The organism is Parvibaculum sp. (assembly GCF_030651915.1).
Lineage (GTDB): Bacteria > Pseudomonadota > Alphaproteobacteria > Parvibaculales > Parvibaculaceae > Parvibaculum.
In genome coordinates this window covers 997,690-1,015,652 of the sequence record NZ_JAUSBV010000005.1, presented here as the reverse complement: position 1 = coordinate 1,015,652, position 17,963 = coordinate 997,690, and the positions used below count along the sequence as shown (strand labels likewise).

Sequence of the window (17,963 nt, the reverse complement as noted above, 5' to 3'; positions counted from 1 at the left end):
GATGAGCCGCATCCGCCGCCTCAGCGAGGGAACGATCAACCGCATCGCCGCCGGCGAGGTGGTCGAGCGGCCGGCGAGCGCCGTCAAGGAACTGGTCGAGAATGCACTCGATGCCGGTGCCCGCCATATCGATGTCGTGATCGACGGCGGCGGCCGCGACCTGATCCGCGTTGCTGATGACGGCTTCGGCATGAGCGCTGAGGAACTGTCGCTCGCCATTGAGCGTCACGCGACATCGAAGCTCGGCGCCGATGGCGATGCGCATGAGGATCTGCACAACATTTCGACCCTCGGCTTTCGCGGTGAAGCGCTGCCATCGATCGGTACGGTCGCCCGCCTTGCGATTGTCAGTCGCGCACGCGACGACGCCAACGCTCATCGGATCTCGGTCGAGGGCGGGCATGTTGGAGCGATTGAGCCGGCGCCCGGCAAGACCGGCACAAGCGTCGAAGTGCGCGATCTTTTCTATGCGACGCCGGCCCGTCTGAAGTTCATGAAAAGCGAGCGGGCCGAAGCACTGGCCGTATCGGATGTGGTAAAGCGCCTCGCCATGGCGAATGCCGAAACGGGGTTCACGCTGACAAGCGCAGGCCGCACCCTGCTGCGCCTCGATCCCGAACTGCCGGGCGCGTCTGGCCGTCTCGCGCGCCTCGGCGCCATCATGGGCCGCGACTTCGCCGAAAACGCGCTCGCCATCGACGCTGTGCGCGAGGGCATCGGCCTGTCCGGCTTCGCCGGCCTGCCGACCTACAATCGCGGCACCGCCCAGATGCAGTTTCTCTTTGTCAATGGCCGCCCCGTGCGCGACAAGTTGATCGTCGGCGCGGTGCGTGGCGCCTATGCCGATTTTCTGGCGCGCGACCGCTATCCGGCGGTGGCGCTGTTCATCGACATCGATCCAGCCGACGTCGACGTGAATGTCCATCCGGCCAAGGCCGAAGTGCGGTTTCGCGATTCAGGTCTGGTGCGCGGGCTGATTGTCGGGGCGTTGAAGCATGTGTTGGCAGGGGCGGGTCACCGCGCCTCGACTACGGTGGCGGGCGCCGCACTCGGCGCCCTGCGCCCGGATGCCACGGCAGCGCCTATGTCGGCCTATCGGTCACAGGGTGCGCCGTCGCGCGGCTTTGCCGAGGAGCGCGGCGCGTGGCAGGGCGCTTTCGCCGATATCGGTGGTCACGGCGCGCGCGTCGAGCCTGTGATGGATTCAGACAAGGACACCGGGAGCGCCTCGGGCATTGATCGTCCGCTGGGTGTTGCACGGGGCCAGCTTCACGAAACCTACGTCGTTGCCCAGACGGCGGATGGCATTGTCATCGTCGATCAGCATGCCGCCCATGAACGCCTGGTCTACGAGCGCATGAAGAAGGCGATGGAAGCGCAGGGCGTCGCGCGCCAGATGCTGCTGATCCCGCAAGTGGTCGACCTCGACGAGGCCGAAGCGGCGCGATTGGCTGCCCGGGCGGAAGAACTTGCCGAGCTCGGCTTCGTGCTCGAGGCCTTCGGCACCGGTGCCGTCATCGTCCGCGAAGTGCCGGCCATCTTCGGCAAGCTTGATGTGGAAGGCCTGGTGCGCGATCTCGCCGACGATCTTTCCGAACTCGACGAGGCCTTGTCGTTGAAGGAAAGACTCGAAGAGGTTTGCGGCACCATTGCCTGTCATGGATCGGTGCGGGCGGGCCGCCGCCTCACGGCTGAAGAGATGAATGCGCTTCTGCGCGAGATGGAAGCGACGCCGCATTCGGGCCAGTGCAATCACGGGCGCCCGACCTATGTCGAGCTGAAGCTCGCCGACATCGAGCGTCTATTCGGCCGTCGCTGATGCCACCGGCGCGAGTGCGTCGATAAAGGCACGAAGATCGTCGGTGACGTGATGGACATGCACGCCGTCCGCGCCTTCGTGTGAAATCTGTTGGTGCCGTTCCGGGCCGGGTGGGCCCGGCCGGACCCAGACGGTGGTCATGCCGAGCGCATGTGGCACTTCGAGATTGCGGGCAATATCCTCGAACATGGCCGCGCGTTCCGGATCGATGCCACTCACTTCGACCAGCCGTTCATAGGCGCCGCGCCGCGGCTTCGGCTCATAGCGTGCGGTCACAATGTCGTAAATGCCGTCGAAGACATGTTCGATGCCGAGCCGTCGAATGACATTTTCGGCATGGGCGACCGACCCATTGGTGAAAATGAGCTTGCGGCCGGGCAACCTTCCAATCGCCGCCCCCATCGCCGCATCGGGCGTCACCGCCGACACATCGATATCGTGGACGAATTGCAGGAACGCCGCCGGCGCCAGACCGTGAACTTTCATCAAGCCGGACAATGTTGTGCCGTGCTCGACATAGAAGTCCTTCTGAATGCGCCGCGCTTCGGCCGCATCGACATCGAGAAAGCGCCCGATAAAGGCCGTCATCCGTTGGTCCACCTGCGCAAAGAGATCGCAGGAGGGCGGATAAAGCGTGTTGTCGAGGTCGAAGATCCAGTTCTCGATATGCGAAAAACCTCGGCCCGCGAGGGCGGCGGCATCGGTCGGCGGAAGGCGGGGCTCGGGCATGGCCCCTATGTGCCCGGCGCCGCGCCGAATGGCAAGCATTTGGCCGGTCGATAGTCCCGGAGATTAAGCGACTGTTAAGGGCTACCCCTCGAAACTGGGGCAGGCGGAAGCTGTGGCACGCTTCGGGCCGCTTTTCAGGGAGTGCCGATGGCGTTCGGGCTGCTATCGAGACTGTGGGGACGGCGGACATTGCCCGAACGGCTCCGCTATGAGGACGCGCGCGAGGCTCTCGAAGGCCACCAGCGTGCGACCAAGCGCGAGCTCGCTGCCCGCGCGGATGCGCCACCCGAAACGCTCTACTATCTTGCATGTGACGACGATCTCGAAGTCCGCAGCCTCGTCGCCGCCAATCCGGCGTCGCCGATCCATGCGGACGAGCTCCTGCGCACAGACAGTGGTGTCGAGGTGCGCGAGGAACTGGCGCGCAAGATATCCCGAATGATGCCCGACATGCCGCGCAGCGAAAGAACGGCATTGCAGCAACGCACCGTCGAGTTGCTGGAAAAGATCGCCGAGGACGAAGCGCCGCGCGTCCGCGCGATCGTCGCGCGCGAGGTTGCGCGTTGCCCCACGATTCCAAAGCAGCTGGCGACCCGTTTGGCGCGCGATGTCGAGATTTCGGTCTGCGGGCCGATCCTGCAATATTCTCCGCTTCTGTCTGATGAGGACCTTGTCGAACTGATTGCGACATGTCGCATACAGGGTGCTGTCGATGCCATCGCACGCCGCGAAGGTCTGAGCGCCCGCGTGTCGGACGCCGTGATCGCAACGCTCGATATTTCGGCCGTGGCACAACTTCTGACGAATCCCAGCGCCCGCATCCGCGAGAACTCGCTCGAGAGCGTCATTGCCAAGGCGGCCGGGATCGAAGCCTGGCATCAGCCGCTGGTGATGCGCACCGAACTTTCCCTGCGCGCCGTGCGGCGCATTGCCACTTTTGTTTCCCGGGCATTGATCGACGAGCTGGCGCACCGCAACAACCTGGATGAGGAGACATCGATCTGGTTGAAGGCGCGCGCGCGCGACCGGATCGACGCGGAAAAACCTGCAGAGCGTCCAGCGCTTGATCGCAATGCGGTAACGGAAGCCTTTGCAAGAGGCGATCTGGGCGACGAGATGGTCATGGATGCGGCGACGACCGGTCAGAAGACGACGGTCGTCCTTGCGCTTTCGCTGCTCAGTGGGGTCGATCGCGCCCGCATTGAACAGGTCATAGAGGCCGAGAGTGGCCGTGGAATCGCGGCCTTGTGCTGGAAGGCGGGCCTGGCGATGCGGACGGCCCTTTCCATTCAGACCTATATCGCGCATGTCCCGAAGAACAATCTCGTTCTGCCTCGCGCCGGGATCGACTACCCGATGGAGCCCAGTGAGATGCTCTGGCATCTTCAGTATTTCGGGATTGACACCGAGGTGAACTAGACATCGGCGCCGTCATCCTCTAGTCGAGATCGAGCACCCAATTTGACTTCCCGCCCGTTTCGATCCGCATGAAAGCGCGTTCATCGAAACCGCGCGCCGCGCAGCGGTCGCGGCTCTTGATCTCGAATCGCGTTGGCTTGGTGCAGAAGCGTGCATCGCCCGACCAGATCAGGGTATCGCCATCGACCCGGGCGATCGTGCCCTCATCGTCGACCGCTTCGGCATAGACGAAATATTCGCGCTCCGTCAGCTTGCCCTTGATGGCCTTGCGGCACTGCCCGGGCTCGATGCGAATCCAGCCACTCGACATCTCGCCCTCGAGACTGCGATATCCAAGGGCGCTCCAGATCAGGTGCCCGGTTTTGTTGCAGACATCGAGACCGGCCTTCGCCTGCTCCTGTTCGGCGCCCGCGATCAGCTGTTCGATCAGGATCTGGTCGATCTGTCCATCGGCCGGGACGCCGATCAGCCGTTGAAAGGCTTCGACGGCGCGCGTCGTGTTGCGCGCCGCGATTCCGTCGACCCGCGAGAGCTTGAAGCCGTTGTCCTGCAGCAGCCGCTGCGTCCCGGCGATTTCGGCCTGCTCGGCGGTGTGGTCGCTCGCTTCGGAGAAGGTCGTCACCCAGTCGTTGCCGCGCTCGGTTCGCACGGGCAGAAACTCGTTGGCATCATATCCGCGTGCGGCGCATTGATCGCGACCCTCGATCAAGAAGCTGTCGTCGGCGGTACAAAAACGCTCATTGCCGGAGAAATACTGCGTACGTCCTTGATGGGCCTCGATCGAGCGTGCGAATACGAAATATTCCTCACTTTCAATCGGACCCGTTAGCGCAACAGCACAACCGCCGGGGAGCATCCTCACCCAGCCCCGGCTCTGCCAGACGGCACCCTCCTGAACGGCAATCGCGCCGTCCAGCACATAGCTCGTGCGGTTGCAGAGCTGGTAGTCGGCATGGGCAGGTGCCACCGCAAGGACACAGAGGCCCGCACACAGGGCAAGAAGGTTGAAACGAAGGCTCATGGCGTCGGCCTGCACCTTTCCGTCTGGAAAGCCGGACTTGTCAGTCGGTCGCTTTCCGGATCAGCGTTCCCGCGCCATGCTCGGTGAACAGCTCCAGCAGCACCGCATGACGCACGCGTCCGTCAAGAATGACAACGGCTTCAACGCCACCCTCCACCGCATCGATACAGGTCTCGAGTTTCGGAATCATGCCGCCCGAGATCGTGCCGTCCGTCATCAGCGCTTTGGCCTTGTCGAGCGTGAGCGAGGTTACAAGTTCCCCCTGCTTGTCGAGCACGCCGCGGACATCGGTAAGCAGCAGCAGGCGCGCAGCGCCCATGGCCGCAGCGATGGCACCGGCTGCCGTGTCGGCATTGATATTGTAGGTTTCCCCGTCGCGTGACACGCCGATAGGCGCGATAACGGGAATGATGTCGGACTTCTGGATGACATCGAGAATCTCCGGATTGATCTTCTCCGGCTCGCCGACAAAACCGAGATCGAGAATCTTCTCGATATTCGACTCGGGGTCGTGGATCTTGTGCTCGACCTTGCGGGCGACAATGAGATTGCCATCCTTGCCGCACAAGCCGATGGCGCGTCCGCCTGCCTGGTTGAGCTGCGCCACAATCTGCTTGTTGATAGAGCCGGCCAGAACCATCTCGACGATTTCGACCGTCGCCTTGTCGGTAATGCGCAATCCGCCCGAGAACTCGCTCTTGATGCCAAGACGCGTCAGCATCGCGCCGATCTGTGGGCCGCCGCCATGAACGACGATGGGGTTGACGCCGGACTGCTTCAAGAGAACGATGTCGCGCGCGAACTCGGCACCAAGCGCCTCATCGCCCATCGCGTGGCCGCCATATTTCACGACGACGGTACGCTTGTCGTAGCGTTGCATGAAGGGAAGCGCTTCCGAAAGGACGCGTGCCCGTTCGAGCTTTGCCGCCTCGTCGGGCGATGCCGCATTCTTGTCGGTGGTTGTATCCGGCATCGACCCTCGCACTCCCTGCCTCGATTTCAACGGGTTCGGGCTTTATACCCCAGCGCGTCGACCGCGGCCAGCGAGGCGATCTCGGCGCGCAGTTCGGCGATGCCGGTCCCGGTCTCGCTCGAGGTGGCGATGACCCGTGGATGCGCGGCGACATGCGCCCGGATGCCGGCCTCAACCTCACCCAGCCGTTTTTCCAGTTCGCCGGATTTCAGCTTGTCGGTCTTGGTCAGCACAATCTGGTACGAGACCGCGGCCTCATCGAGCAGCGCCATCACTTCGCTGTCGTTCGCCTTTAGTCCGTGCCGCGCGTCGATCAGCAGCAGCACCCGGCGCAGCGTCGCGCGGCCGCGCAAATAGGACATCACGAGATCGGTCCATTGTTCGACGCGGGTGCGGGTTTCGCGTGCATAACCATAACCCGGCAGGTCGGCGAGCATGATGGCCGGCCGGTTCTCGGCGCCCAGCACGAAGAAGTTGAGTTCCTTGGTCCGTCCGGGGGTGTTGGACGTGCGGGCCAGCGTCTTGCGGCCTGTCAGCGCATTGACAAGGCTCGACTTGCCGACATTGGAGCGGCCGGCAAAGGCGACCTCGGCCATATCGCCCGGCGGCAACCCTTCCATATCGACCGCGCCGCGCACGAACGAACAGGTCTGCGCAAAGAGCCAGCGTCCCGCTTCGAGGTCCGGCGCGTCGTCGTCATGCTCGCCGCCTGGCGCCCCGGACATCGTTCAGCCTTTCGGCTTGTCGCCGCCCCCGGTGAAGAGCGCCGCAACCTTGTCGAAGCCCATATTGCTGAAGACTTCGATCTTGACGCCCTGGCGCTTCATGATGACGCCTTGCTGGAGCACCGACAGCGTGTTGTTCCACGCCCAATAGATCACGAGGCCGGCCGGGAAGCTTGCCAGCATGAAGGTGAAGATCACCGGCATCCAGGTAAAAATCTGCGCCTGGATCGGATCGGCCGGCAGCGGGTTCATGCGCATCTGCACGAACATGGTAAAGCCCATGATCAGCGGCCAGATGCCGATGATGAGAAGCGATGGCGGGTCCCAGGGGATCAGCCCGAAAAGATTGAAGAGCGATGTCGGATCGGGCGCCGACAGATCGGTGATCCAGCCGAAAAACGGTGCATGTCGCATTTCGATGGTGACAAAAAGCACTTTGTAGAGCGCAAAGAACACCGGAATCTGGATCAGAACGGGAAGGCAGCCGGCCAGCGGATTGACCTTCTCCTTCTTGTAGAGCTCCATGATCTCCTGCTGCTGCTTCAGCTTGTCGTCCTTGTGGCGTTCGCGCAGCTTCTCCATTTCGGGCTGCAGCTTCTTCATCTTGCTCATCGCCACATAGGACTTGTTGGCAAGCGGGTAGAAGACGAGCTTGATCAGTACCGTGATGATGAGAATGGCGATGCCGAAATTACCGATATAACCCGCGATGAAATGCAGAGCATGAAACAGCGGTTTGGTCAGGAAGTGGAACCAGCCCCAGTCGATAAGCAATTCGAACTTGTAGATGCCGGCGGCATCGTAGCTATCGACCACGGACGTCACCTTGGCGCCGGCAAAAAGCCGGCTTTCCACCGTCGAGTTTTCGCCATCGGTCAGCGTGATGGCTTCGTAGCGAAAATCGGTCTGGTAGATTTCGCGGCGCGGATCGGGGTCTTCGCTGAAGCGCGCGGTAAAGGGGCGATCGTTTTCAGGCGCGAGCACGGTCGCCCAGTACTTGTCGGTCATGCCGAGCCAGCCGCGCGAGGCGTCGAATGTCTGTGCGGGTTCCCCCTCGAGGTCCGAATAGTCGACCTCGCGTAGACCATCCTCGGGAAACATGCCGATCAGGCCTTCATGCAGAATGAAGAACGAACTGCCGGAAGGTTTGCCGGTGCGCGAGATCAGGCCGTAGGGAAAGAGCGTCACGGCCTGCCCGGTGCGGTTCTCGATCCGGTCGGAAATCGTGAAAAGATAATGCTCATCGAGCGTGATACGGCGCAGGAAGGTGAGGCCCGCGCCATTATCCCAGGCAAGCGTCACCGGCGTCTCGGGCGTCAGTGTCTCGCCCTCCGCCACGCGCCACACGCTCGCCGCGTCGGGAAGGTTCACATTCGCGCCCGGAACCCCGATGAACCCGAATTCCGAAAAATAGGGAGCCGGCGTCTTGGCCGGCGAGAACAGCGCGATCTCGGCGCTCTCGGGATCGGTCGTCGCGCGATACTGCCGCAGCCGGAGGTCGTCGAAGCGCGCACCTCTCAGCGAAATCGAGCCGTCGAGCTCGGCCGAACGAATGGCCAGCCGCGGCGCCTGGGCCAGTGCGGAATCGCGCGGCAATGTTTCGGCCGCAATGACGCCGCCGATGCCGGGCTGCGCCGGCGCTTCGACCGACGGCAATCGCACATCGCCGCCCGGCGCGTCAGCTGCGCCCGTCTCGGCCCCGGCCGCCGCCTCGATCGCTTCCTGCCGCGCGCGCTCGGCTTCCATTTGTGGATTGATGACCAGATACTGCCACCCGATAAAAACGAGAACCGACAGGAAAATGGCGATGATGAAGTTGCGGTTGTCACCCATGTGGCAGGTCTTTCCCGATGTCGGAAGGCGAAGCTTCGGAGCGTGAGGCGGAAGCGCGGTCGCGTGGCCTGGTGGTGTGGCTGCCGTGAACCTCGTCAAGCGCGGCGCGTAGATCGGCGAGAAGTTCGGCCCATCGGCGCGTCGGCGTGTCGTGGCGGCCGATCAGCACGTAGTCGTAGCCGGGTTTTGCGGCAAGCGGAAGAATTTCAGCCGCCGCCGCGCGCAACCGGCGCTTGGCGCGATTGCGGATGACGGCGTTGCCCACTTTGCGGGTGACGGTAAATCCGGCGCGGGGTGCAGCACCGTCCTGTCGGTCGAGCGCTTGCAGCACGAGGCCGCGTTCGGCCCGCTTGCGCCCGCGAGCGGCGGCAAGGAAATCTCGGCGTTTGCGAATTTTGTCGATCTGGCGGTCCATCGGGCTGCTCGCATTCGGACCCGGACAACCGCGTACCCGGTAAGCCGTCGGCGGGCAGGCGCCGGCGTTGCGGAGTGGGGTCAGGCCGAAAGCCGCTTGCGGCCCTTGGCCCGGCGGGCGGCGAGCACCTTGCGGCCACCTTTGGTGGCCGTGCGCGCGCGGAAGCCGTGGCGGCGCTTGCGGACGAGTTCGCTCGGTTGATAGGTCCGTTTCACGTCTCTTCTCCGGCAGGTCCGGCACCGGGCAGCTCAGGGGAGCCGGCCTCTCGAATGCCAATAAAAAACAAGAGCCGCAGGCGTTGCCGCCTCACGGCTGTCAGGCGGGTGTATAAGCGATATGGGTCGCGCAAGTCAACGCCATGCCTGTCTTGTTTCACTCTGCCTGACTTTGTCTCACAAATGAGTGATACCCCGTTTCGGGCCGCCGCATTCGGCGTATGGTCCGGCCGCTTCGCCATCAGGGAGCAGCACCATGTCCGGGAGAGCCCGTTATATTGTTCTATTTTTGTTCTTTTTTGGCGTTTTGGTCGCCCCGGCCGGCGCGGAGCCGCCCATGACGCCCGATCACCGGCCCTGGGGCGCGTTGCTGCAGAGCTGGCTGGTTCTGCCGCCGCCGGACGACGGTGGGGCGGCGCCGCATTTCGTCGACTATGCGGGCCTCAAGGCAAGCGAGCCGGATCGTGCGGCGCTTGCCGCCTATATCGAGAGCCTTGAAGCGATAGACCCGGCCGCCTTGTCCCGCGACGAGCAATTCGCCTTTTGGGTCAATCTCTACAATGCAGTGACCGTTCAGGTTGTGATCGACCACTACCCCGTGGCCTCGATCCGTGACATTTCGATTTCGCCGGGCCTCTTTGCCCGCGGGCCTTGGGGCAAGAAGCTCGTTCGCGTTGCGGGCCGCGATCTGTCGCTCGACGACATCGAACACGGCATCCTGCGCCCCGATTTCGGCGATGCCCGCGTTCACTATGCGGTCAATTGTGCCTCCTGGAGCTGCCCGGATCTGGCCACCGAGCCATATGAGGGGGCGACCCTCGATGCCATGCTCGATGAGGCCGCGCGCCGCTACATCAACAGCCCGCGCGGTGCCGCCTTCCGCGATGGCCGCCTCACCGCCTCGAGCATTTTTAGCTGGTACAAGAAGGATTTTGGCGGCACCGAGGCCGGCGTTCTCGCCGAATTGCGCAAATATGCCGGGCCGAAGCTTGCCGCTGCGCTGGCCGGGGTCTCGCGCGTGTCGTCATATGATTACGACTGGTCGCTCAACGACGCGGCGCGTCTGGAGAAAGTGGAATGACCGAAACACCCCCGCAATTGCCGGCGCGCAATTTTTCCGTTGGCCGTCTCCTGCCGCTCGTGGTGCTGGCGGCCGGCCTCGTCGCCTTTTTCGCCCTCGGCCTTGACCGCTATGCGACCCTCGACACGCTGCGCGACAACCGGCAGGCGCTGACCCACTGGGTCGCCGACAATCTGCTGCTTGCGGCGCTCATCTATGTCCTGGCCTACATCGCCATCGTCGCCTTCTCGCTGCCGGCCGCGCTGGTCGCCACCCTGACCGGCGGCTTTCTCTTCGGCACATGGCTCGGCGGGACGCTGACGGTTGTCGGCGCGACGGTCGGTGCGACGGCAATTTTCCTGGCGGCAAAAACCGCGCTGGGCGACCTGTTGCGCGCAAAGGCGGGGCCGGGCCTGCGCAAGCTGGAGCAAGGCTTCGGCAAGAACGCCTTCAACTACATGCTGGTGCTGCGGCTGGTGCCGCTCTTCCCCTTCTTCCTGGTCAATCTGGCGCCGGCCTTTCTCGGCGTTCCCCTGCGCACCTATGTCGTCGCCACCTTCATCGGCATCATTCCCGGCACCTTCGTCTATGCCAGCCTCGGCAACGGCCTTGGCGCGGTCTTCGACGCCGGCCGCGATCCCGATCTCGGCCTGTTCTTCGAGCCGCAGATCATCGGTCCTGTGCTGGCGCTGGCGGTTCTGGCTCTGGTACCCGTCATCTACAAACGCATGACCGGCGCGGCGCAGGATTGAGCGCCACGTCTTCCCGACACACTGTCCCAACACGCTGAGGAAATCATGGCGAAGCGGATCAAGGCCGACATCTGCATCATCGGCGCAGGCTCGGGCGGACTGTCGGTGGCGGCAGGTGCCGCGCAGATGGGCGCCAGGACGGTGCTGATCGAGCGCGACGCGATGGGCGGTGATTGCCTCAACACCGGCTGTGTTCCCTCGAAAGCGCTGCTCGCCGCAGCCAAACAGGCTTACCGCATGAGCGCGGGCGCGCCTTTCGGTATCGCGCCGGCAAGACCCAAGGTCGATTTTGCCAAGGTCCATGCCCATGTCCACGGCGTTATCGCGGCCATTGCCCCCAACGATTCCGTCGCCCGCTTCGAGGCGCTCGGCGTCACCGTCATCAAGGAGCATGGCCGCTTCAAGGACGCCTCGACCGTAATCGCCGGCGACAATGAAATCAGCGCCCGCCGTTTCGTGATCGCCACCGGCTCGCGTGCCGCTGTGCCGCCGATCCCCGGTCTCGACAAACTGCCGTTCTTCACCAACGAGAACATCTTCGAAAATACCGAATGCCCGGCCCATCTGATCGTTGTCGGTGGCGGCCCGATCGGCATGGAAATGGCACAGGCGCATCGTCGTCTCGGCGCCAAGGTGACGGTCCTCGAAGGCTTGCGCGTTTTCGGTCGCGACGACCCGGAACTCTCGGCCATCGTCGTCGACCGCCTGCGCCGCGAAGGTGTCGAGATCGTCGAAGACGCGAAAGTCGCAAGCGTCGCCGGCGAGACGGGCCGCGTCGTGGTAACGGTTGAAGTCGGCGGCAAGACGCGCGAGATCGAAGGCTCGCATCTCCTCATCGCGACCGGGCGCCGCGCCAATGTCGAGGGCCTCGAACTCGAAAAGGCCGGCATCGAATATTCGCCGAAAGGTCTCGTCGTCGATGAACGCCTGCGCACGACCAACAAGCACGTCTTCGGCATCGGCGACGTGGCGGGCGGCCTTCAGTTCACCCATGTCGCCGGCTATCACGCCGGCATCGTCATCCGCAACGCGCTCTTCCGCGTGCCGGCCAAGGCCGATCACACCTCGATTCCCTGGGTGACCTACACCGATCCCGAACTCGCCCATGTCGGCGAAACCGAGACGGAAGCCCGCGAACGTCACATGAAGATCAACGTGCTGCGCTGGCACTTCGCCGAGAACGACCGCGCCCAGGCCGAACACGAAACCGACGGCGTCATCAAGGTCATCACCGACAGTCATGCCCGCGTGCTCGGCGCCACCATCGCCGGCGCCCATGCAGGCGAGTTGATCCTGCCCTGGGTGCTGGCGAAGACCCACGCCCTGAAGCTCAGCGCCATGGCCGGCGTCGTTGCGCCCTATCCGACCTTCTCCGAAGTCGGCAAGCGTGTGGCCGGCTCCTACTACACACCGACGCTTTTCAGCCCCAAAACGCGAATGCTGGTGCGCTTTCTCGGCCTGTTCGGCTAAGCTGGTGCCCGGAACGCCAGGGACGGAGACCATGAGAGCGACGGCGGACAATGGCGGCATTGCGGAAGGCAGGCTCGCGCGTCTTGCCCGTCCGCTGCGCGAAAGCCTGTCGCGCCGCCTGCTGGTGCTGACGGTTCTCTTCGTGATGCTGGCCGAAGTGCTGATCTTCGTGCCCTCGATTGCCAATTTTCGCCTTACCTGGCTCGAGCAGCGTTTGGCCGCCGCGCAAATCGCCTCGCTGGCGCTGGAGGCCCGGCCCGACAACATGGTCTCGCCGGCCTTGCGCGAGGAACTGCTGAAAAACGCCCAGGTCTATGCGGTCGCGCTGCATCGCGACGAGGCGCGCCGCCTGGTTCTGAGCGAGGACATGCCACCGACGGTCGACACGAGCTTCGACCTGCGCGACGCCATGGCGATGTTTCTGGTCATGGATGCCTTCGAAACGCTTCTTGCCGGCGACGGCCGCGTCGTGCTCGTCACCGGCAATCCGCGTTTTGCGGCCGGCGAGTCGATCGAAATCGTCTTCGACGAAACGCCGCTGCGCCACGCGATGCTGCGCTACGGCAAGAACATCTTTCTCCTCTCGCTGGTGATCTCGATCATCACCGCCGGTCTCGTCTTCACAGCACTTCATTTCGTGCTTGTGCGGCCGATGCGCCGCATCACCGAAAACATGGTTGCCTTCCGCAACGACCCGGAAGACGCCCGCCGCGTCATCGCGCCTTCGGGCCGTGCCGACGAAATCGGCATCGCCGAACGCGAACTATCGCTGATGCAGAAGGAAATTCGCGCCACCTTGAGCCAGAAGGCGCATCTCGCCTCGCTCGGCACGGCCGTCAGCAAGATCAGCCACGACCTGCGCAACATCCTCGCCAGCGCCCAGTTGATGTCCGACCGCATCGGCGCCATCGACGATCCGATGGTGCAGCATCTGGCGCCGCGCCTCTTTGCCGCAATCGACCGGGCGATCGATCTCTGTGCCAACACATTGAAATTCGGACGCGCCGAGGAAGCGCCGCCCCGCCGCACGCGCATCGCGCTGGCCGCTTTCGCCGACGAGGTCGCGGAAGCGGCCTGGGCGCCGCAGGCCCATATCCGCTGGGTGAACGATGTCCCGCCCGCTCTCGAGATCGAAGCCGATCCCGATCATCTCTTTCGCATCCTGCTGAACCTGACCCGCAATGCGGCGCAGGTGTTGGCCGAAAACGCGACAGGCGGCGACATCCGCATCTCCGCCCGCCGCGAAGCGGACCGGGTGCATGTCGATATCGTCGACACCGGCCCCGGCCTGCCCGAAAAGGCCCGCGCGCATCTGTTCGAACCCTTTTCGGGTGGCGTGCGCGCCGGCGGCAGCGGTCTCGGTCTGGCCATTGTCGAGGAGCTGGTCCGCGCGCATGGCGGTCATATCGAACTTGTCGAAAGCGCGGCGTCGGGCACGCATTTCCGCATCTGCATCCCCGACACTAGCGGCGCGCTGTCGGCCTGCGACGCGACAGGGATCGCGTCGGCATGAAGAGCGAGAAGCTTCTCGTGGCAGATATCGGCGGCACCAATGCACGCTTCGCGTTGGCGCTCGCGCGCGGCGGCGAGTTGACGCTCGGCCCGGTGACCGTGCTCCACACCACCGCCTATGCGCGGCTCGACGATGCGCTTGAAGCCTTTCTCGAGACCGAAGGCCATCCCGCGCTTGGCGCGGCCGCCCTTTGCGCCGCCGGTCCCGTTTCGGGGGCCGGGGCGACGGCGCATATCCGCCTCACCAATTGTCCCTGGGAGGTCAGCGTCGAAGCGCTGGCCCGCGCCACCGCTGTCGCGCGCCCATGTCTGATGAACGACTTCGCGGCATTGGCGCTCGCGGTTCCGGCCCTTGCATCGGCCGACCGTCATCCCATCGGCCGCGCGCGCGAACCATTATCCGACGTCCCCATTGCCATTGTCGGCGCCGGCACCGGCCTTGGCGTCTCGGCGCTTGTCTTCGACGGCCCGCAGGCGATCGCCGTGGCGGGCGAGGGCGGCCATGTCGATCTGGCGCCGGCCAATGCACATGAGGCGGCGGTTCTGGCGCATCTTCAGGCGCGCTTCGGTCATGTCTCGGCCGAACGTGTTCTCTCCGGTCCCGGTCTTGTCACGCTCCATGCGACGCTGGCAGCACTTTATGGCGCGCCAGCCGATCCGCTGACGCCCGAGGAAATCGCCGCCCGCGCCCACGCCGACACCTGCGCCCTTGCGCGCGAAACGGTGGCGCTGTTTTGCGGCTGGCTCGGCGCGGTTGCCGGCGATATGGCGCTGACCTTCGGCGCGCGTGGCGGCGTCTATATCGCCGGCGGCATCGTGCCCGGCTGGATTGCCGCCATGCCGGGCCTTTTCGACGAAGATCTTTTCCGCGCCCGTTTCGAGGCCAAGGGCCGCCTCGAAGACTGGATGAAAGCGATCCCCGCTTTCGTCGTCACCCGTCCCGACGCGGCGCTGCTCGGCCTTGCCCGCGCGGCCCGCGCCGCGCTCTAGCGTTTCCAGGTGAAGTGCCTCCTTTGAACCAAAGGGGGCGGTTCACCGTCCGGAAACGCGACAAAACAAAGACCTGGAGACGTTCATCGTTTCCGTGAAACGATGAACGTCTCTAGCGCGTGCCGCCGGCCACGCTGCCGTCGCGGCGCGGATCGGCGCCGCCCTCAAGCCCCTGCGCCGTCATCGCGATCCCGTGCAGGCCGCTCATCAGCACCCGCACATCGATGCTGTGGCCGAGCTGGCCGAGCACCGGGATCATCTCTTCAAGCGCCGTCCCCTGTTCGATTTCAAGCGCCCCGTTGCGGTCGAGAAAATGCGGCAGCGCCACCGCTTCTTCCATCCCCATCTCCCAGTCGATTAGCGCGATCAGGGCCTGCGCCACATAGCCGATAATGCGCGGCCCGCCCGGCGAGCCGATGGCGAAAAGGAAATCGCCGTCTTCGTCGAACGCGATCACCGGCGTCATCGACGAGCGCGGTCGCTTGCCGGGCGCCACCGCATTGGCGACCGCGCGGCCGTCTTCCTCCGGCGCAAAGGAAAAATCCGTCAGCTGATTGTTGAGGATCATGCCGCCGGCCATCAGATGCGCGCCGAACGGCCCTTCGACCGACGATGTCATCGAAACGACATTGCCGCGCCCGTCGACAATACTGAAATGCGTCGTCGAGGCCCGTTCCGGCGAAAGCCCGGCGCGCCATTCCGTGCCGCCTTGTGCCGGCGGCACGCCGGGCCGGGCCTTGCCCATTGTCCGGCTGGCATCGATCTCCGCGGCGCGCGCTTTCAGGTAATCGCGGTCGAGCATGCCCTTGGCCGGCACGTCGACGAAATCCGGATCGCCGATATAGAAATCGCGATCGGCATAGGCGAGTTTCTCGGCCTCGGCGATGAAATGCACCGCGGTCACCGTCATCGGTCCCATGCCGGCCAGGTCGTAATTTTCGAGAATGCCGAGAATCTGCAAAAGCGTCAGCCCGCCCGAAGTCGGCGGCGGCATCGAGCAGACACGCAGGCGCCGATAGGGCGCGCAAACCGCCTCGCGCTTGACCGCCTTGTAGGCGGCGAAGTCTTCAAGCGCCAGCATGCCCGGCCGCATCGGTGCGTTTTGCACCGCATCGACAATCGCCTCGGCGACCGGTCCTTGATAGAAACCGGCCGCACCCTTTTCGGCGATCAGCCGCAGCGTTGCCGCATAGGCGGGATTCTTGAGAACCTCGCCTTCCTGGAGCGGCCGCCGGGTGCCGTCATCGCCGAGCCGGTAAAAATAATCCTGCGCCACCGGCATTTGCATCAGCACCGGGTCACGCGCAATCGCCTGCGCCAGTTTCGGCGCCACCGCGAAGCCCTCTTCGGCAAGCCGGATCGCCGGCGTGAAGAGGTCGGCCCAGTCGAGGAGCCCGTGTTCACGATGCGCCTCCCACATCATCATGACGACGCCGGGCGTCCCGACCGAACGCCCGCTGACCATGGCCGAAAGAAAATCCATCGGCATGCCGTCGGCGCCGAGAAAGAGATCGGGCGTCACGCCCATCGGTGCCGTCTCGCGCCCGTCCCAGGCATCGAGCGCCCCCGACCGCTTGTCGTAATGCAGCAGGAACGCGCCGCCGGCGAGGCCAGAGGATTCCGGTTCGACCAGCGACAGCACCGCCTGCACGGCGATCGCCGCATCGACGGCGCTGCCGCCCGCCTTCAGGATCGCGGCTCCCGCATCGCTGGCATAAGGATTGGCGCTGGCCACCATGTAGGGCTGCGCGCGCGGCCAGAGCGCAATCACGAGCACGGCAACGAGAAGCAACAGCGCAGCGCCCGCCGACAGGGCCGGCGCGATGCGGGTGAGTTTCATGCTTGCGTTTCCTCCTGCGGTGTTCCGGGCCGCAAATAGGATATATGAATTGAGCAGACCACAAACCGGAAGGTCACACATATGCACTTCGGCGCGATCCGCAAAGGCCCGTTGAACCTGATCACCGATGTCGAGGGCATATCGGTCGGCAATGCCGAAGACGCGGGCGCCCGCACCGGCGTCACCGTCGTCCTGCCCGAGCCGCGCGCGGTCGCCGGCGGCGACATGCGCGGCGGCGGCCCCGGCACCCGCGAGACCGACCTGCTCGACGCCGCTTGTCTGGTCGACGCCGTCGATGCAGTGGTGCTGTCGGGCGGTTCCTCCTGGGGGCTTGAGGCGGCGTCCGGCGCTGCCGCCTGGCTCGGTGCGCGCGGCAAGGGCTACCGCGTCGGTTCGAGCCCGCTGGTCTCGCCCATCGTCCCGGCTGCGATCCTTTTCGATCTGGCCAATGGCGGCGACAAGGCCTGGGGCGAGACCCCGCCTTATGGCGCGCTCGGCCGTGCGGCTTGCGAAGCGGCATCGGGCAGCTTCCGTCTCGGCAATGCCGGCGCCGGCCTTGGCGCCATTGCCGGGCAATATAAAGGCGGCCTCGGCTCGGCCTCGGCCGTTGCTGCCAACGGCTTCACCGTCGGTGCGCTGGTCGCAGCCAATCCCTTCGGTTCGGCGGTGGTGCCGGGCGCGCCGCGCTTCTGGGCCGCGCCTTACGAAATGGACGGCGAATTCGGCGGTCTCGGCTGGCCGGACGGCAAGGGCGTCGCCGCCCTCGACCCGCTGACGGGCTCGAAGTCGGCACCCCAGCCCGGCGGCAACACCTCCATCGGCGTCGTCGCCACCGATGCCGACCTGACGCCGGCCGAATGCCGCCGTGTCGCCATCATGGCCCAGGACGGGCTGGCCCGCGCCGTCCGTCCGGTCCACGCCCCGGTCGATGGCGATGCGATCTTCGTGCTGGCCACCGCGCGCCGCTCCCTCGGCCCCGCGCCCCGCCACATGGCCGTCGCCAGTCTCGGCGCCATGGCCGCCGATTGCGTCGCCCGCGCCGTCGCCCGTGCCCTCTGGGAGGCCGAAACGCTGGGCCAAACCCGCGCCTTCCGCGATCTCCACGGCCTGTGAGACAAACCCGCGAAACCCTTGCCTTCGCGCCCCCGAAGCTTTAAGAGGAAGCCGCCTTCGGGGCATTGCGGCGGTGC

The 17,963-nt window shown here is 64.8% G+C and carries 16 protein-coding genes; 8 read left to right on the top strand and 8 right to left on the bottom strand.

What is annotated here, in order from left to right; genetic code table 11:
• Position 1 precedes the first annotated feature (1 nt).
• On the top strand, positions 2–1,819 hold the full coding sequence (mutL, locus tag Q7V31_RS09240) for a DNA mismatch repair endonuclease MutL (protein WP_304733778.1): 1,818 nt from the start codon (positions 2–4) through the stop codon (positions 1,817–1,819).
• Here the strand turns inward: mutL and Q7V31_RS09235 are convergent.
• A complete protein-coding gene (locus tag Q7V31_RS09235; protein WP_304733777.1) occupies positions 1,802–2,548 on the bottom strand; it encodes a pyrimidine 5'-nucleotidase in 747 nt (248 codons plus the stop codon). The genes mutL and Q7V31_RS09235 overlap by 18 nt on opposite strands.
• A gap of 189 nt (positions 2,549–2,737) precedes the next feature.
• Here Q7V31_RS09235 and Q7V31_RS09230 point away from each other — a divergent pair, with 189 nt between their 5' ends.
• Complete coding sequence (locus Q7V31_RS09230) at positions 2,738–3,967, top strand: DUF2336 domain-containing protein (protein ID WP_304733776.1); 1,230 nt, start codon at positions 2,738–2,740, stop codon at positions 3,965–3,967.
• A 19-nt stretch (positions 3,968–3,986) separates the two neighbouring features.
• Here Q7V31_RS09230 and Q7V31_RS09225 read toward each other — a convergent pair whose 3' ends face one another.
• From Q7V31_RS09225 to rpmH, 6 genes are all read right to left on the bottom strand, one after another.
• Positions 3,987–4,988, bottom strand: a complete 1,002-nt coding sequence (locus Q7V31_RS09225) for a DUF1036 domain-containing protein (RefSeq protein WP_304733775.1) — start codon at positions 4,986–4,988, stop codon at positions 3,987–3,989.
• 40 nt (positions 4,989–5,028) lie between these two features.
• Entirely contained in the window at positions 5,029–5,961 is a 933-nt protein-coding gene (gene argB / locus Q7V31_RS09220; RefSeq protein ID WP_304733774.1) for an acetylglutamate kinase, read from the bottom strand.
• 26 nt (positions 5,962–5,987) lie between these two features.
• Positions 5,988–6,686, bottom strand: a complete 699-nt coding sequence (gene yihA, locus Q7V31_RS09215; RefSeq protein ID WP_304733773.1) for a ribosome biogenesis GTP-binding protein YihA/YsxC — start codon at positions 6,684–6,686, stop codon at positions 5,988–5,990.
• A 3-nt stretch (positions 6,687–6,689) separates the two neighbouring features.
• Complete coding sequence (gene yidC / locus Q7V31_RS09210; RefSeq protein WP_304733772.1) at positions 6,690–8,519, bottom strand: membrane protein insertase YidC; 1,830 nt, start codon at positions 8,517–8,519, stop codon at positions 6,690–6,692.
• The gene (gene rnpA, locus Q7V31_RS09205) at positions 8,512–8,934 is read right to left on the bottom strand and encodes a ribonuclease P protein component (protein ID WP_304733771.1); all 423 of its coding nucleotides are present in this window, start codon (positions 8,932–8,934) and stop codon (positions 8,512–8,514) included. The genes yidC and rnpA overlap by 8 nt, the downstream gene beginning before the upstream one ends.
• An 80-nt stretch (positions 8,935–9,014) precedes the next feature.
• Positions 9,015–9,149 carry a 50S ribosomal protein L34 gene (gene rpmH / locus Q7V31_RS09200; RefSeq protein WP_293508957.1) on the bottom strand — a complete coding sequence of 45 codons (135 nt, stop codon included), beginning with the start codon at positions 9,147–9,149 and terminating at the stop codon, positions 9,015–9,017.
• Between the two features lie 337 nt (positions 9,150–9,486).
• On the opposite strand from rpmH, the gene Q7V31_RS09195 reads away from it, so the two are divergent.
• Genes Q7V31_RS09195 through glk form a run of 5 tightly spaced genes read left to right on the top strand, consistent with a single transcriptional unit; the run spans position 9,487 to position 14,933 of the window.
• The gene (locus tag Q7V31_RS09195; RefSeq protein WP_304733770.1) at positions 9,487–10,230 is read left to right on the top strand and encodes a DUF547 domain-containing protein; all 744 of its coding nucleotides are present in this window, start codon (positions 9,487–9,489) and stop codon (positions 10,228–10,230) included.
• Entirely contained in the window at positions 10,227–10,961 is a 735-nt protein-coding gene (locus tag Q7V31_RS09190; protein WP_304733769.1) for a TVP38/TMEM64 family protein, read from the top strand. Before Q7V31_RS09195 ends, Q7V31_RS09190 begins: the two co-directional genes overlap by 4 nt.
• 45 nt (positions 10,962–11,006) lie before the next feature.
• Positions 11,007–12,431 (top strand): NAD(P)/FAD-dependent oxidoreductase, encoded by a 1,425-nt coding sequence (locus tag Q7V31_RS09185; protein WP_304733768.1) that lies wholly within the window; start codon positions 11,007–11,009, stop codon positions 12,429–12,431.
• A 31-nt stretch (positions 12,432–12,462) separates the two neighbouring features.
• Positions 12,463–13,944 (top strand): ATP-binding protein, encoded by a 1,482-nt coding sequence (locus Q7V31_RS09180; RefSeq protein WP_304733767.1) that lies wholly within the window; start codon positions 12,463–12,465, stop codon positions 13,942–13,944.
• Positions 13,941–14,933, top strand: coding sequence for a glucokinase (gene glk, locus Q7V31_RS09175; protein ID WP_304733766.1), 993 nt, complete (start codon positions 13,941–13,943; stop codon positions 14,931–14,933). The genes Q7V31_RS09180 and glk overlap by 4 nt, the downstream gene beginning before the upstream one ends.
• Before the next feature lie 112 nt (positions 14,934–15,045).
• Here glk and ggt read toward each other — a convergent pair whose 3' ends face one another.
• On the bottom strand, positions 15,046–16,773 hold the full coding sequence (gene ggt / locus Q7V31_RS09170) for a gamma-glutamyltransferase (protein WP_304733765.1): 1,728 nt from the start codon (positions 16,771–16,773) through the stop codon (positions 15,046–15,048).
• Between the two features lie 81 nt (positions 16,774–16,854).
• Between ggt and Q7V31_RS09165 the strand changes: the two genes are divergently transcribed.
• Positions 16,855–17,886 (top strand): P1 family peptidase, encoded by a 1,032-nt coding sequence (locus tag Q7V31_RS09165; protein WP_304733764.1) that lies wholly within the window; start codon positions 16,855–16,857, stop codon positions 17,884–17,886.
• Positions 17,887–17,963 lie beyond the last annotated feature (77 nt).